Source organism: Bradyrhizobium sp. AZCC 1678 (assembly GCF_036924765.1).
Classification (GTDB): domain Bacteria; phylum Pseudomonadota; class Alphaproteobacteria; order Rhizobiales; family Xanthobacteraceae; genus Bradyrhizobium; species Bradyrhizobium algeriense.
The window spans coordinates 974,891-990,364 of record NZ_JAZHSE010000001.1 but is presented as its reverse complement, the minus strand read 5'-3'; the positions used below and the strand labels follow the sequence as shown (position 1 = coordinate 990,364).

Here is a 15,474-nt window from a genome sequence, read left to right as displayed (position 1 = left end):
GACCCGGCTGATGCAATTGCAATCCGCCGCGCAAGCCATTCCCTTCCATACCAACGGCATGCGCGTAGGCCTGCTCGGCGGCTCGTTCAATCCGCCGCACGCGGCGCATCGCGCCATCAGCCTGTTTGCGATCAAGCGCCTGAAGCTCGATCGCGTCTGGTGGCTGCTGACGCCGGGCAATCCGCTCAAGGACAACGGCCGGCTGCATGGCCTTGCCGAACGCGTCGATGCCGCGCTTGATGTCGCCGACGATCCGCGCATCGACGTCAGCTGTCTCGAAGCTGTCATCGGCACCAGATACACTGTCGACACGATCATCCATTTGCGCCGCCGTGTTTCCGGCGTGCACTTCGTCTGGATCATGGGCGCTGACAATCTCGCGCAATTTCATCGTTGGCAAAACTGGCGGCGCATCGCCGCAGAGGTGCCGATTGCGGTGATCGACCGTCCGCCACAGAGTTTTCGGGCGCTTGCCGCACCCGCCGCGCAGGCTTTGGCGCGCTATCGGCTGCCTGAGAATCAGGCGGCCCGGCTAGCAGATCAGCATGCTCCCGCCTGGGCTTTCCTGACCGGCCTGAAACTGGACATGTCGTCCACCGGCTTGCGGAACCCGGACGGGAGCTGGAAGGCAAAGAAGTGACAATCTGGCTCGAACCGGCAAGCGGGGCTCACTAGAATATTGAAACCATTAACCCCACATGCCTAATATAGTCGGCGGACGCCGGGATTCGGCGTTCGCGATACAGTGAAAGGAATGGTCCCTGGCCACATCTGTATTGTCCAAGTCTGTTTTACCCAAGGCGACTGGTAACAAGACTGCTGGCAAGTCTGCCAAGACCCCGCGTAAAACATCGACAAAAGCTGCGGCCTTGAAGGCGCAACCCGACGCCGACAAGACGCTGAATATGATCCTCTCCCGCCTCGACGATATGAAGGCGGAAGAAACGATCACCATCGACCTTCGCGGCAAATCCGCCTTTTCCGACTACATGATCGTCACCACTGGCCGGGCCAACCGGCACGTCGGCGCGATCGCGGAAAACGTCACGAAAGCCCTGAAGGAAAACGGCATCAGGAACATCCATGTCGAGGGCTTGCCCAATTGCGACTGGGTGCTGATCGATTCCGGCGATGTGGTCGTGCACGTATTCAGACCCGAGGTGCGCGAATTCTACAATCTCGAAAGATTGTGGACGCAAAACCCGGCGGCGGCGGCGATCTGAACGCTCGGCCGATGCGAATCGGCTGAAGCGCATGTAGTCTGCCTGGCGCGCGCGAAAAGCGCGCGTGCCGGAAAGTGCACGCCAGAAGAAACTGCACGCCAGAAACAGCATTCATGCGCCTTGTCGTGGTCTCAATCGGCCGGCTGAAGCAGGGCCCGGAGCAGGAACTGGCCGAACGCTATCGCGAGCGCTTCGAGGACATCGGCCGCAAGCTCGGCTTTCGCGGCCTTGCGATCCATGAAATTCCGGAAAGCCGCGCGCGCGACGCCGCGACCCGGATATCGGAGGAAGCCGCGGCGATTGCGGCGGCGATACCGGAGAAATCCGTGCTGGTGGCACTGGACGAGCACGGCAAGGGCATCGATAGCGCGACCTTCGCCCGGCAGCTCGGCGATTGGCGGGATCAGGGGATCGCCAACACAATTTTCGCGATCGGAGGCGCGGACGGACTTTCGCCCGATTTGCAGCGCAAGGCTAAATTACGCATTGCGTTCGGCTCGGCGACCTGGCCGCATCAAATGGTCCGCGTCATGCTTCTTGAACAGATTTACCGGGCCGCGACCATCCTGGCCGGCCACCCATACCATCGTGCGTAAGGCACGGTGACGTGAATACGGATAAAGCCGAATAGACCGGATGCATTCAACGCAGGGCTTTCATTCATTCGATACCGTCGGCCGCGGCAAGCCGCTGATTTCGGCTGTCTCGCTTTCCCTGCTGTTGCTTTCCGCAAGCTTCGCCGCGGCATCGCTTTCGCCGGCGGTAGCGCAGTCCGCAGCCCCCGCACAGCAGGCGACGGCCGTTTCGCCCGATGCCCTCAAGCAGCGCGAGGAGGAACTGGAGGCCACGCGCGAGCAGCAGCGCAAGGCGGCCGAACTTCAGCAAAAACTAAAAGCCGATATCGCGGCGATCGGTCAGGACCGCTCCAAGCTCAACCAACAGCTGATCGACATCGCCACCCAGGTGCGCGGCGTCGAGATCCGCATCGGCCAGACCGAGGCCGATCTGCGCCCGCTCGACAGCCGCGAGCAGCAGGTCAGGGCTTCGCTCGATTCACGCCGCACCGAAATCGTCGAGGTGCTGGCGGCGCTGCAACGCGCTGGCCGGCGCACGCCGCCGGCGCTGCTGGTCCGGCCCGAAGACGCGCTGCAATCGCTGCGCACTGCCATGCTGCTCGGATCGGTCGTGCCCGAACTGCGCGGACGCGCGGAGAAACTTGCCACCGATCTCGGCGAGCTGGTGAATTTGCGCAGGGACATCGCCACCAAGCGCGACGCGCTGGCGCGGGACCGCGACAGGCTGAAGGACGATTCTGTCAGGCTGGCTGCGCTGGTCGAAGAGCGGCAGCGCAAGCAGAGCGCGATCGAAAAGGACGTCGAGGCCGAAGGTGCGCGCGCCATCAACCTGTCCAGGCAGGTCGAGGGCCTGCAGGGTCTGATCACGAAAATGGAGCAGGATTTGAAGAGTGCGGCCAAAGCGGCCGCAACCGCCAGCCTGCGGGGCGCTCCGCCGGCGCCCAGCGGTAAACCCAACCTGGGGGCGCTAAAGGACCCTGCCCGATTAAGCCCGGCGATCGCTTTTGCCTCCGCCAGAGGCCTGTTCGCTTTTCCGGTCATTGGCCGCAAGATTCGCGAATTTGGCGGTTCCGACGGTGCCGGTGGCGTAGAAAAAGGCATTTCCTTGGCAACCAAGGCCGGGGCACAGGTCACAACACCGTGTGACGGCTGGGTTGTTTACGCCGGGCCCTTCCGGAGCTACGGACAACTCTTGATCCTTAATGCCGGGGGCGGGTATCATGTCCTGATCGCCGGGATGGAGCGCATTTCGGTAAACATCGGCCAGTTTGTACTTACGGGAGAGCCGGTCGCGACCATGGGTTCGACATCCCAGGTCGCATCCATTCTCGCGACGACCGCGAGCCAGCCGGTGTTGTATGTCGAGTTCCGTAAGGACGGCACTCCAATCGACTCAGGCCCATGGTGGGCCGCTAACGAAGGCGAAAAGGTTCGCGGATGATGCGCAAGACTTCTGTAATTCTTCTTAGCGCCGCCACCGGTGCGGCTTTGACGCTCTTTGTCACGCAGCCTCGCTCTGTGCTGATGATGGGTTCGAGTGCGCGCGCTGCAACTTCGGACACTTATCGCCAGCTCAATCTGTTCGGCGACGTGTTCGAGCGCGTGCGCAGCGACTATGTCGAGAAGCCCGACGACAGCAAGCTCGTCGAGTCGGCGATCTCGGGCATGCTGGCCGGCCTCGATCCGCACTCCAGCTACATGGATGCGAAGAGCTTCCGCGACATGCAGGTGCAGACCCGCGGTGAATTCGGCGGGCTCGGCATCGAGGTCACGATGGAGGACGGCCTGATCAAGGTGGTCTCGCCTATCGACGACACCCCGGCGTCGAAGGCCGGCATCATGGCCAACGACATCATCACCAATCTCGACGACGAAGCCGTGCAGGGTCTCACCCTCAATCAGGCGGTCGAGAAGATGCGCGGACCGGTCAACACCAAGATCCGCCTCAAGATCATCCGCAAGGGCCAGGACAATCCGATCGAAGTCACCCTGGTGCGCGACAACATCCGCGTCCGCTCGGTGCGCGCCCGCGTCGAACAGGACGACATCGCCTATATCCGCGTCACCACCTTCAACGAGCAGACCACCGAAGGCCTGAAGCGCGAGATCGGCAACCTCTCGAACCAGATCGGCGACAAGCTGAAGGGCTACATCATCGACCTCCGAAACAATCCGGGTGGCTTGCTTGAGGAAGCGGTCACCGTTTCCGACTCCTTCCTGGAGCGCGGCGAGATCGTCTCGACCCGCGGCCGCAATGCCGAGGAAACCCAGCGCCGCGCCGCCCATTCGGGCGACATCACCAAGGGCAAGCCGGTCATCGTGCTGGTCAACGGCGGCTCGGCCTCGGCGTCGGAAATCGTCGCCGGCGCGTTGCAGGACCACAAGCGGGCCACGCTGGTCGGCACCCGTTCGTTCGGCAAGGGCTCGGTACAGACCATCATCCCGCTCGGCAGCGGCAACGGCGCGTTGCGCCTCACCACCGCGCGCTACTACACGCCGTCAGGCAAGTCGATCCAGGCCAAGGGCATCGTGCCCGACATCGAGGTGCTGCAGGATGTGCCGGACGAGCTGAAGGCACGCACCGACACCAAGGGCGAAGCCTCGCTGCGCGGCCACCTGAAGACAAACGACGGCGACGAGAAGACCGGCTCGCAATCCTACGTCCCCCCGGACGCAAAGGACGACAAGGCGCTGAAGACGGCGGCCGACCTCTTGCACGGCATCAAGTCGACCGCGACCGCGGCACCGGCAACCGGTGACAAGGCGGCGGTCGATAAGCCGGCCACCAAGGCCGCGAACTGATCGGCTCCACCGGCCAGCATTCGAAAAAAGGGCGGCCTTTGGGTCGCCCTTTTTGCTAAGCGGCGGAATAGCCGTGGCCCTGCTCCGCCGTGGTATCGTCGGCCCCGGTGATTCGGGGAAGTCCATGACGGAAATGACCGACGATCTGAGCACGCCGCTCGGACAGAAGACAGAGCGCCAAAAGCGCCGGTTCCGGCTGCCCTTCACTGCAATACAGGCGCTGGCTGTGCTGCTCGGCCTGTTCCTGGTCGCCTTCCTCGCTATAGCCCTTTTCACCGACAACCCGTTCGGCGGCGAACCGGTCGCCCGTATCGCGCTGCGCCCGCCAGCGGCGGACGAAAAGCAGCCTGGAACGGCCTCCAGCCACCCCGAAAAGGCTGCGAAATCTGCCCAGCAGGCGCCGGCCGGCGACAACAAGACCGTCACCATCATCGACGGCTCCAGCGGCAAGCGCCAGGATGTCGTGATCGGCAGCGATACCCCCGACAAGACCGGCGGAGAGCCTGCGCCGGCGATGGCCATGGCCGGTATCGACCAGCGGCTGCTGGAAAAGTCCCGTTACGGCATGATTCCGGTGGTTGCCGACGGCCTGAAGCCCTTTACGGTCTATGCCGCCGATGCCGACCGCACCAAGGCTGCCAAGATGCCTGTCGTCGCCATCGTCGTCGGCGGGCTCGGTGTCGGCGCCGCCAAGACGGCCGATGCGATCATGAAGCTGCCCCCGGCCGTAACGCTGGCATTCACCCCCTACGGGGCAGACCCCGCCAAGCTCGCCGAGCGGGCCCGTGCGCAGCGTCACGAGATCCTGCTTCAGGTTCCGATGGAGCCGTTCGACTATCCCGACAATGACCCCGGCCCGCAGACCCTGCTCACGACGCTGACGCCCGAGCAGAACATCGACCGGCTATACTGGCACCTCAGCCGGTTCCAGGGCTATGCGGGGATCGCCAATTTCATGGGCGCGCGTTTCACGGCCACCGACGCCGTGATGCAGCCGATCGTCCGCGAGGCGGCCAAGCGCGGCCTTGGGTATCTCGATGACGGCTCCTCGCCGCGCAGCGCCGCGCCTTCCCTGACGGCGGCCCAATCGATGCCCTTCGCCAAGGCCGATTTTACCATCGACGCCGTGCCGACCTCGGCCGAGATCGACCGGACGCTGGTCAAGCTGGAGACGCTGGCCAAGGAGCGGGGGCTGGCCGTCGGCGTCGCCTCGGCGCTGCCGATTTCGATCGAGCGGCTTGCCGCCTGGATCAAGACCCTCGACAGCCGCGGCATCATGCTTGTGCCATTGACAACGGCGATGCTGAAATCAAAATCAGGCTAGAGCTTCGGTTCTGATTCAATCGGAACCGAAGCTCTAGATTCTTGTTTTGACGCGTTTTCTTCACGCGAAGCGGCATCCACTTCGCTCGAAAACGCTATAGAGATCAAGCTGATGGCGGCGATCCGGACTTTCCCGGACCGCGCTGGACCGACCGATTGCGGATGGACATGATGCAAGCAAGGGAACCGTGAGGGACATGGCGCGCTATGAGGACCTGCCTTACCGGACCTGCGTCGGCATGATGCTGATCAATGCAGCCGGGCTGGTCTTCATTGGCCGCCGCGCCGGCGGCATCGAACATGTTGATCAAACCCACGTCTGGCAGATGCCGCAGGGCGGCGTCGATCCCGGCGAGGACACCTGGGAGGCCGCCAAGCGCGAGCTTTACGAGGAAACCAGCGTCCGCTCGGTGGAAAAACTCGGCGAAGTCCCGGATTGGCTGATCTACGACATTCCACGCACGGTGGCCGGTCGCGCCTGGAAGGGCCGCTACCGCGGGCAACGGCAGAAATGGTACGCGGTGCGCTTTACCGGCAAGGATGCCGAAATCAACGTTTCAAGCCCCGGCGGCGGCGGACACAAGGCCGAATTCGTGAACTGGCGCTGGGAGCCGATGAAAAATCTCCCGAACCTGATCGTGCCGTTCAAGCGGCCGGTCTATGAACGCGTGGTCAAGGAATTCTCCAACCTCGCGGGCGGCTAGTCTAGAATGACAGCGGTCGGTTCTCATCATCCATGCACGTCATTCCGGGCATGCGAAGCATGAACCCGGAATCTCGAGATTCCCGGATGCGCAATGCGCATCTGAGGTTCGCGCTCACGCGCGCCCCGGAATGACGGCGAACGAAAAATGTCCGACAAACCCTATCGCCCCAACGTAGGAATCGCGCTGTTCAACACCTCGGGCCGGGTGCTGATCGGCCGTCGCTTCCGCGACGATGGGCCAGAAATCATTCTTCCTGGATTAGAATGGCAGATGCCGCAGGGCGGCATCGACGCCGACGAGAACCCGCGCGATGCCGTCATCCGCGAGCTCTGGGAGGAGACCGGGGCGGTCAGCGCCGAATATCTCGGCGAGACCGATTGGATAAAATATGAATTTCCGCCCTATGACGGACCGTCCACGCATCGCCTCGCCCAATTCCGCGGCCAGCGGCAGAAATGGTTCGCGCTTCGCTTCACCGGCCGCGACGACGAGATCGACCCGCTGACGCCGCGCAACGGCCAGCCGGCCGAGTTCGATTCCTGGCGCTGGGAGCGGCTCGACCGCGTCGTCGACCTCGTGGTGCCGTTCCGGCGCGATGTGTACCGGATGGTGGCGCGGGTATTTGCGGAATTCACCCGCTAGATTGGATGGTCTCGCCGCGGTCGCGGACGAGGCTCTTGACGGCGATTTGTCGCTGAATATTTTTCGGCCGGCCGAGTTCCCAGAAATGCGCCTGATGCCGTCGGTGGTTTGTCAGCGAACCTTTTTGGATCGACGGCAGACTAACGGGCTCAGCTTGAAATAACCCGCACCGGTGTTTTGCCTCCCATGATGGATGTGACTGTAACCAAGCGCCGCCGGAGTTGGGAGTGGCGGGTGCACCAGAATGGCACGCTGATCATGCACGGGCGCGAACGCACCCGTCCGGCTGCCCGCTACCAGGGGTACCGGAGCCTGTTCATGCTGTTGGCCATCGGCCGGAGGTCCACTGCCTTCAGGACTTCCGAGACTTTCCCAACAACAGACCAGTCGAATTCAGGCGCCAGCAGGTCGTGGTCTAGTTAGGTCCAACCGGAAACGGGCCGAGGGCGATGACGTGACAGCAGATCGGTCGATCGCAGACGGGTCCAGAGCGGCAGGCCAGCCAAAAGTCGAGCCATATGTGGCGCACCTTCAGCCCACCCGTTTACGCCGGATTAAGCCTGCCGCGGCCAAGAACGGCCGGCCCTTGAAAAAATTCTGATCTTCGCCTCTTGAAACTTTTCGAGATTTTTCTAATTCGATTTTTGCCGCTGACGGCGGCGCCGGATGCCAGATCGGGTCCGGCAAGTTGAGTGGGCGCCGGACGGTGTCCGACGCGCCTTCGTATCCATCTTGCTCTTAGGAGGACTTGGCTATGAGGACCTTTGACTTCTCGCCCCTGTGGCGCTCCACGATCGGCTTCGACCATCTGGCCGATCTGCTCGACAGCAATCTGCGGCAATCCGCCGACGACAATTATCCGCCCTTTAATGTCGAACGGTGCGGCGAAGACGCCTACCGGATTTCGCTGGCGGTTGCCGGTTTCGGCATGGACGACATTGGCGTCACCGCAGAACGGGACACGCTGATCATCGAGGGAAAGAAGTCCGACCCCGAACAACGCGAATACCTGTATCACGGCATCGCGGCCCGGCCGTTCCGTCGGGTGTTCAACCTTGCCGATTATGTGCAGGTCAAGCAGGCCTCGTTCAAGGACGGCCTCTTGATCGTCGATCTGGTTCGGGAAGTACCTGACGCGATGAAGCCACGGCGTATCCCGATCGGGAACGCCGGCACATCCCGCCAGATCGAGCAGAAGGCGGCCTAACGCCACTTCGGCAATTGAGGCTTGGCGCGCGGATGGCCGGCCTCGCGAGCTTGCAAAGCAACACCGGAATTTCCAAAAGGAGGACACTATGGCTTTTCGTAATCTGATCCCATGGTCGAGAAATCAGGAGCTGGCGCCGGCGCGCGACAGCTTCGATTCTTTCTTCACCCTGCACCGCGAGATGAACCGGCTGTTCGACGATGTCTTCCGCGGATTTGGGACGCCTGCCCGCTTCGGCAGCCCGCTGATGGAAGGTCGCTTCGGATGGCCAAGCATCGAGGTCAACGAAACCGAGAAAGAGCTGACCGTTTCGGCCGAGTTGCCCGGGTTGACGGAAAAGGACGTCCAGGTCGAGATCGCCAACGGCGTCATGACCTTGCGCGGAGAAAAGAAGTCCGAGCGAACCGATAATGGCGGCAGATACTTCTCCGAGCGCTATTACGGTTCGTTCGAGCGGCAGATTCCGCTCGACGGAGTTGTGGAAGACAAGGCCGAAGCCAAATTCCATGACGGCGTCTTGACGATCACGCTGCCGAAATCCGAACAGGCCCGTTCGGCCGTCAAGCGCATCCCGATCAGCAGCCAATGACGACAACGGCGGCGGCGCCAAAGCGCCGCTGCCTCCGATAATCGCCCAAACGTCTCACTGGAAAGGAGAGTAAGGGGACAGATCGATGAGCAAGGCCAAATTGAACGCCCCAGAACTCGCGCTATTTCATCCTGCCGCACACTACAATGCCCCCGACGAAGTCCTGAGCGACCCGCAACTTTCCGACGCCGAGAAACGAATCATCCTGTCGTCCTGGGCGTCTGACATATTTGCGGTCGAATCCTGCCCGGGCCTGCGTGACATTCCGGGCATGGGCCACACCCTCCGTCTGGCCGACATTCTTGCCGCCTTGCGCCAGCTCGATGGCGATCCTGCGCGCGAGGAAATCGACAGACGATGGCTTCGTCCGCGCCGGGCAACCGAAACGCGGAGGCTTTGGTCATGTTGATTCCCACGATCCTGGCCTTCGTATGGATCAGCCAAGCAGCCGCGTTGTGCGCCGCTCCCTGGCTCGCCCTACAGGCGGACTAATTCACAACAAGGCAGTTCCTGATACGGCCTCCTTTTCAGGATGAGAAAACCAGTGAACCGACTCGTAGTGATCGCGCTGGCGGGCCTGCTCGGCGCGACGATCCCGGCAACCGGGGTTTCGGGACAGATTCCGAACCTGCGAACCGGCGGCACGGTGCCGACGCTGGCGCCGCTGGTTCGCGAGGTCACCCCGGCCGTGGTCAACATCGCCGTCCGCGGCAAGGTCCGTCAGGACAACCCGCTCTATCGCGATCCGCTGTTCCGGGAATTCTTCGACGTGCCGAAGCAGTTCGAGAAGGAAATCAACGCGACCGGCTCCGGCGTCATTGTTGATGCGCAGAAGGGCTATGTTCTGACTAACAATCACGTTGTCGATCAGGTCGCTTCCGTTCAGATCAAGACCAAAGACGGCCGCCCGTTTTCGGCCAAGGTTGTCGGGCGCGATCCCGCCACCGACATTGCGGTCTTGCGGATTCAATCTCCCGCTGGTTTGAAGGCAATCGCGTTCGGCGACAGCGATGCGCTCGAAGTCGGCGACTTCGTTCTCGCGATCGGCAACCCCTTTGGTCTCGGCCAGACCGTCACCTCCGGCCTTGTCAGCGCGCTTGGCCGGACCGGGCTTGGCAAGCAGGGGTATGAGGATTTCATCCAGACCGACGCGGCGATCAACCCCGGCAATTCCGGCGGCGCTCTGGTCAACCTTAAGGGAGAATTGATCGGCATCAATTCGGCGATCATTTCCCCGGCGGGCGGCAATGTCGGCATCGGCTTTGCGATCCCAGTCAGCATGGCGCGGCGCGTGATGGAGCAGATCGTCGAGACTGGCCGCATCCAGCGCGGCCGGATCGGCATCTCCTTGCGCGAACTAAATCCCGCCACCGACGGCGGACGCAGCGAAGGGGCGCGGATTGCGGAAGTCAGCCCCGGTTCGCCCGCGGAAACGGCCGGGCTGCGCAAGGGCGACATCGTGCTGAGGGCGGATGATCGTCCGATACACTCGGCTGCGCAGTTGCGAAACCGGATCGGCCTTGCCCGCATCGGCGAACAGGTCCGCCTGACGGTTGAACGTTCCGGGACGGCTCATAACGTCACCGTCGCGGTGGGGCAGGCCTCCGACGCGAACAGCGATCACGGCGAGCGCTCGGTTCAACAGCGTCAGCAGGCTGGCGGACGCTGAGGTGCAGCTAGTTCGGTCCGACCGAAAACGGGCCGATGGCGATGACCTGACAATTGTTGTCGCGCTTGACGCATTCCGCGACCGCGCCGCTGACCGCAGCCTGCTCGGTCGCCGCCTTCAGGCCCAGCCCAGGGCGGCCGGCTGCACCGACCGCCACGGCGTTCCAGCCGCTCGAGGCATCCGCGAGCCGACGCGCAACGTCGTCGCGCGCGTCGGCCGATATCATCGTATTACCGGCCGGCTTGAAGAAACCGGCGACCTTCAGTGTGGTCGGAATCGGAACCACGAAATTATCGTTGAGGGCCACGATCATGCAGGGGACGCCGGCGATCCCGCCGCATGACTCCAGGGCACGCCGTACTGCTTCCTCGACACTGTCCAGGGCAAAGGGAAAGAACAGCGCGCCGCCGGGGCCCAGCGCGACCGCCTTGTGCTTTCGCGCCGGTGTATACACGTTTTCAAACCGCGCCTTGCCGCCGTCGCGGGTGAGCGGGACGTTTTTGGTAGCGAAGGGCTGTTCGGTCACGGCGTCATGCCGGATCCAGGGCAATGGCTCAACATCGGCGGCCGGCCATGCGCATAAACGACGGCATCGCCGACCGCGTATAATTCGCATTTGCGCGGCGATTGCGCGGCATCCGCACGCTTCTGGCATTGCTCCACCGCGGCCGACTTCGCCGCCTCCTCGCTCGGCTGGGCGGTGACGAAAGCATTGAACCCGCCGATGTTGAGCGAGAACGCCTTGAAATCGGCAGCCGGCGTGTAGTCCGAGGCGAGCGAGGCACGGACCTTGTCGCTAATGAAGGGAACGCTGGCGGCAGCGAATTTTTCTGACGATACGACCATCGGCGGCGATGGCGGAGCCGCGGCGACAGGACTCGGAACGCTGCTCGCAACGCCGATTGGGGCGGCGACCTTTGACGGCGCCGACGTCTCGAGCTTGGTGAAATAGAGAAAGCCCCCGACACCGATCGCGGCCAGGCTGACCACGGTGACCGCGACCGGCCACATCCAGTTCGGCTGCGGCGCGCCTCGCGCCTTCGCGGGCTTCTTGACCTGCGGCGTCGCGTAAGTGCCGTCCTCGCGGCGCATCGCCACCATGTAGGCGTGCACCGGCGTCGGGATGTTCTTCACCTCCTGCGCGCCCATATCGGCAAATTGCACCGACAGCTTGTTGGCGACCTGCTCGTGCACCGCGCGCGAGATGCAGATGCCGCCGACTTCGGCGAGGCCCTCCAGGCGCGCGGCGATGTTGACGCCATCGCCCAGCAGGTCGCCGTCCCGTTCGACCACGTCGCCGATCGTGATGCCGATGCGAAACGCCATCTGGCGGCTCGGCGGATAAGCCATGTTGCGGGTACGCAGGCTTTCCTGGATGTCGATCGCGCAGCGCACGGCTTCGACCGCGCTCGGAAATTCGGCGAGCACGGCGTCCCCAGCGGTATTGAAAATGCGGCCGCCGCCCTTGGCGATGAAATCGTCGGTCACCTGACGGTAGGACGCGAGCCGACGCAGCGTCTCCTCCTCGTCCTCGGCAACCAGTCTGGAGTAGCCGGCAATATCGGCCGCAAAAATCGCTGCAATCTTGCGCTTCATGAAAAGCAGCCCCGGATCAACACCAGCATCCGGAACAATGCCGCCAGAAGTTCCCCGGCGCAACCTCAGCATTTCGATCGAAGCGTAGCCTCGGACTTGCGCCGGGGTGGCGGCTCGTCGGCGTCGGGAAGCGGTCAAAACAAAAAGCGCCCGTCACATTGTGACGAGCGCCGATTGTTGCTCGGGTCTTCATTGCGCCCCGGAGCGGTGCCCCGGGGCTTAGTGCATAGCGGTCGCGTTGAGCTCGATCTGGATGCTCTTGAAGTGGTCCAGCCGCTCGATGGCGTGATCGAGCTCGGTGCCTTCCTTCTCGGCCAGCTTGGCTTCCATCTCGGCGATGGTCTCGGCGAACTGCGCGCGATCGACATCGGCGATCGAAGTTGCGACGTCGGCCAGCACGGTGAGGCCGTTTGCCGACATCTCGGCAAGACCGCCGAGCACGATGACCTTCTGATGGGCGTCGCCGCTGGTGATGGTCAGGATGCCCGGGCGAACCGCCGCCACGACCGGCGCATGTCCGGACAGCACGCCGAAATCGCCTTCCACGCCGGGGACGTCAACCTGATCGACTTCGCCGGAGAAGGCGAGCTTTTCGGGCGAAACGAGATCGAAATGAAAGGTGGCCATGGTCGTTCCGTTCTTTCCACTGTCACCCGCGGGCTTCACCCGCGGGTCCATCAAAAGAAGTTTTCTTGGCGATGGATTGCCGGGTCAAGCCCGGCAATGACGAGGTAACTAAGCCGCTTCAGCCGCCAGCTTCTTGCCCTTCTCGACGGCTTCTTCGATCGTGCCGACCATGTAGAAGGCAGCTTCCGGCAGGTGATCGTACTTGCCTTCGCAGATCGCGCGGAAGCCCTTGATGGTGTCGGCGAGATCGACGAACTTGCCGGGCGAGCCGGTGAAGACTTCGGCGACGTGGAACGGCTGCGACAGGAAGCGCTCGATCTTGCGGGCGCGGGCGACAGCGATCTTGTCCTCTTCGGACAGTTCGTCCATGCCGAGAATGGCGATGATGTCCTGCAGCGATTTGTACTTCTGCAGCACCTGCTGGACCATACGCGCGGTCTCATAGTGCAACTCACCGACGACGAGCGGCGAGAGCATGCGCGACGTCGAGTCGAGCGGGTCCACCGCCGGATAGATGCCCTTTTCCGAGATCGCGCGGTTCAGCACCGTGGTGGCGTCCAGATGGGCGAACGAGGTCGCGGGCGCCGGGTCGGTCAAGTCGTCGGCCGGCACGTAGATCGCCTGCACCGAAGTGATCGAACCCTTGTGCGTGGTGGTGATGCGCTCCTGCAGCGCGCCCATGTCGGTGGCGAGCGTCGGCTGATAGCCCACGGCCGAAGGAATACGGCCCAACAGCGCCGACACTTCGGAGCCGGCCTGGGTGAAGCGGAAGATGTTGTCGACGAAGAACAGCACGTCCTGGCCCTGGTCGCGGAAGTGCTCGGCGACCGTCAGACCGGTGAGGCCGACGCGGGCCCGGGCGCCCGGGGGTTCGTTCATCTGGCCGAACACCAGAGCGCATTTGGACTTCACGCTCGGATCGGGATTTTTCGGATCGGCGTTGACCTTGGATTCGATGAACTCGTGATAGAGGTCGTTGCCTTCGCGGGTACGCTCGCCGACGCCGGCGAACACCGAGTAACCACCATGGGCCTTGGCGACGTTGTTGATCAGCTCCTGAATCAGCACGGTCTTGCCGACGCCGGCGCCACCGAACAGGCCGATCTTGCCGCCCTTGGCGTAAGGCGCCAGCAGGTCGACGACCTTGATGCCGGTGACGAGAATTTCGGCTTCGGTGGACTGGTCGGTATAGGTCGGCGCTTCCTGGTGGATGGCACGCCTGTCTTCAGCGGTGACAGGGCCTGCTTCGTCGATCGGCTCGCCGATCACGTTCATGATGCGGCCGAGCGTGCCGGCGCCGACGGGGACGCGGATCGGCGAACCGGTGTCGGTGACTTCCTGACCGCGCACCAGACCCTCGGTGGTGTCCATCGCGATGGTACGCACTGTGGATTCGCCGAGATGCTGCGCCACTTCGAGCACCAGGCGGTTGCCGCCGTTCTTGGTTTCGATCGCGTTCAGAATGGCGGGCAGATATCCCTCGAACTGCACGTCGACGACGGCGCCCATGACTTGGGTGACACGACCGATCTGGTTAGCTGCTGTGGCCATGAATTGCTCTCCTTCGAAATTCTGTACTTGAACGACCGTCGGTTGGTTCGTGCGGCTAGACCGCGGCCTCGGCGCCGGAGATGATCTCGATCAACTCCTTGGTGATCTGGGCTTGACGGGTTCGGTTGTAGACCAGGGTTTGCTTGCGGATCATTTCGCCGGCGTTGCGGGTGGCGTTGTCCATCGCGCTCATCTGCGCGCCGTAGAACGAGGCGTTGTTTTCGAGCAGCGCACGGAAGATCTGCACCGCGAGATTGCGCGGCAGCAGGCGCGTCAGGATCTCGTCTTCTTCCGGTTCGTACTCGTAGGACGTCGGCGGGCCGGCATTCGCCGCCGGTGCTTCCACCACCAGCGGAATGACCTGCTGGGCGGTCGGGATCTGCGAGATCACGGACTTGAAGCGCGAATAGAACAGCGTGCAGACGTCGAACTCGCCGGCATCGAAGCGCGCCAGAACCTTTTTGGCAATGTCTTCGGCATTGACGAAGCCGAGCTGGCGAACCGAGCGCAGGTCGACGTGCTCGACGATGTTCTTCTCGAAGGTTCGGCGGAGCTGCTCGTAGCCCTTGCGGCCGACGCAGAAAATCTTGACCTCTTTGCCCTGGCCGATCAGCGACAGCGCACGCTCGCGCGCCAGACGCACGATCGAGGAATTGAAGGCGCCCGACAGGCCGCGCTCGCCGGTGCAGACCAGCAGCAGATGCACCTGGTCGCGGCCAGTGCCGGCCAGCAGCGCCGGCGCGCCAGGCGAACCGGCTGCGGCGCTGGCGATGTTGGAAATCACCGCGTCCATCTTCTCGGCATAGGGCCGCGCCGCTTCGGCAGCGCTCTGCGCGCGGCGCAGCTTTGACGCCGCGACCATCTGCATCGCCTTGGTGATCTTCTGCGTCGCCTTGGTCGAGGCGATGCGGACCCGCATGTCTTTAAGTGAAGCCATTCTCAGTTCACCCTGGCGACCTGTTT

The 15,474-nt window shown here is 63.1% G+C and carries 15 protein-coding genes and 1 pseudogene; 12 read left to right on the top strand and 4 right to left on the bottom strand.

The window, feature by feature from the left end:
- Positions 1–10: 10 nt before the first annotated feature.
- The 12 genes from V1294_RS04725 to V1294_RS04670 all read left to right on the top strand — a co-directional run bounded on the left by V1294_RS04725 (position 11) and on the right by V1294_RS04670 (position 10,737).
- Positions 11–640 (top strand): nicotinate-nucleotide adenylyltransferase, encoded by a 630-nt coding sequence (locus tag V1294_RS04725; RefSeq protein ID WP_334488194.1) that lies wholly within the window; start codon positions 11–13, stop codon positions 638–640.
- Positions 641–869: 229 nt separating this feature from the next.
- Positions 870–1,223, top strand: a complete 354-nt coding sequence (gene rsfS / locus V1294_RS04720) for a ribosome silencing factor (protein ID WP_108520572.1) — start codon at positions 870–872, stop codon at positions 1,221–1,223.
- 113 nt (positions 1,224–1,336) lie between these two features.
- Positions 1,337–1,819, top strand: coding sequence for a 23S rRNA (pseudouridine(1915)-N(3))-methyltransferase RlmH (gene rlmH, locus V1294_RS04715; protein WP_334495457.1), 483 nt, complete (start codon positions 1,337–1,339; stop codon positions 1,817–1,819).
- Positions 1,820–1,859: 40 nt separating this feature from the next.
- A complete protein-coding gene (locus V1294_RS04710; protein WP_334495454.1) occupies positions 1,860–3,239 on the top strand; it encodes a murein hydrolase activator EnvC family protein in 1,380 nt (459 codons plus the stop codon).
- Entirely contained in the window at positions 3,236–4,600 is a 1,365-nt protein-coding gene (locus V1294_RS04705) for a S41 family peptidase (RefSeq protein ID WP_334488188.1), read from the top strand. The genes V1294_RS04710 and V1294_RS04705 overlap by 4 nt, the downstream gene beginning before the upstream one ends.
- A gap of 124 nt (positions 4,601–4,724) precedes the next feature.
- On the top strand, positions 4,725–5,924 hold the full coding sequence (locus V1294_RS04700) for a divergent polysaccharide deacetylase family protein (protein WP_334495452.1): 1,200 nt from the start codon (positions 4,725–4,727) through the stop codon (positions 5,922–5,924).
- Positions 5,925–6,120: 196 nt separating this feature from the next.
- On the top strand, positions 6,121–6,627 hold the full coding sequence (locus V1294_RS04695; protein WP_108520585.1) for an RNA pyrophosphohydrolase: 507 nt from the start codon (positions 6,121–6,123) through the stop codon (positions 6,625–6,627).
- A gap of 147 nt (positions 6,628–6,774) precedes the next feature.
- The gene (locus tag V1294_RS04690) at positions 6,775–7,272 is read left to right on the top strand and encodes an RNA pyrophosphohydrolase (RefSeq protein WP_334495449.1); all 498 of its coding nucleotides are present in this window, start codon (positions 6,775–6,777) and stop codon (positions 7,270–7,272) included.
- Positions 7,273–8,026: 754 nt separating this feature from the next.
- Positions 8,027–8,479 (top strand): Hsp20 family protein, encoded by a 453-nt coding sequence (locus tag V1294_RS04685; RefSeq protein WP_334495447.1) that lies wholly within the window; start codon positions 8,027–8,029, stop codon positions 8,477–8,479.
- A gap of 88 nt (positions 8,480–8,567) precedes the next feature.
- Positions 8,568–9,068 (top strand): Hsp20/alpha crystallin family protein, encoded by a 501-nt coding sequence (locus V1294_RS04680; RefSeq protein WP_334488177.1) that lies wholly within the window; start codon positions 8,568–8,570, stop codon positions 9,066–9,068.
- Positions 9,069–9,153: 85 nt separating this feature from the next.
- The gene (locus V1294_RS04675; RefSeq protein WP_334488175.1) at positions 9,154–9,477 is read left to right on the top strand and encodes a hypothetical protein; all 324 of its coding nucleotides are present in this window, start codon (positions 9,154–9,156) and stop codon (positions 9,475–9,477) included.
- 159 nt (positions 9,478–9,636) lie between these two features.
- The gene (locus tag V1294_RS04670; protein WP_442895422.1) at positions 9,637–10,737 is read left to right on the top strand and encodes a Do family serine endopeptidase; all 1,101 of its coding nucleotides are present in this window, start codon (positions 9,637–9,639) and stop codon (positions 10,735–10,737) included.
- Positions 10,738–10,744: 7 nt separating this feature from the next.
- On the opposite strand, the pseudogene V1294_RS04665 reads toward V1294_RS04670, so the two are convergent.
- From V1294_RS04665 to V1294_RS04650, 4 genes and pseudogenes are all read right to left on the bottom strand, one after another.
- Positions 10,745–12,333 (bottom strand): annotated as a pseudogene (locus tag V1294_RS04665) (adenylate/guanylate cyclase domain-containing protein).
- Positions 12,334–12,552: 219 nt separating this feature from the next.
- A complete protein-coding gene (locus V1294_RS04660; RefSeq protein ID WP_334488167.1) occupies positions 12,553–12,960 on the bottom strand; it encodes a F0F1 ATP synthase subunit epsilon in 408 nt (135 codons plus the stop codon).
- 108 nt (positions 12,961–13,068) lie between these two features.
- Positions 13,069–14,511 carry a F0F1 ATP synthase subunit beta gene (gene atpD / locus V1294_RS04655; protein WP_334488165.1) on the bottom strand — a complete coding sequence of 481 codons (1,443 nt, stop codon included), beginning with the start codon at positions 14,509–14,511 and terminating at the stop codon, positions 13,069–13,071.
- 55 nt (positions 14,512–14,566) lie between these two features.
- On the bottom strand, positions 14,567–15,448 hold the full coding sequence (locus V1294_RS04650; RefSeq protein ID WP_334488164.1) for a F0F1 ATP synthase subunit gamma: 882 nt from the start codon (positions 15,446–15,448) through the stop codon (positions 14,567–14,569).
- Between the last annotated feature and the right edge of the window lie 26 nt (positions 15,449–15,474).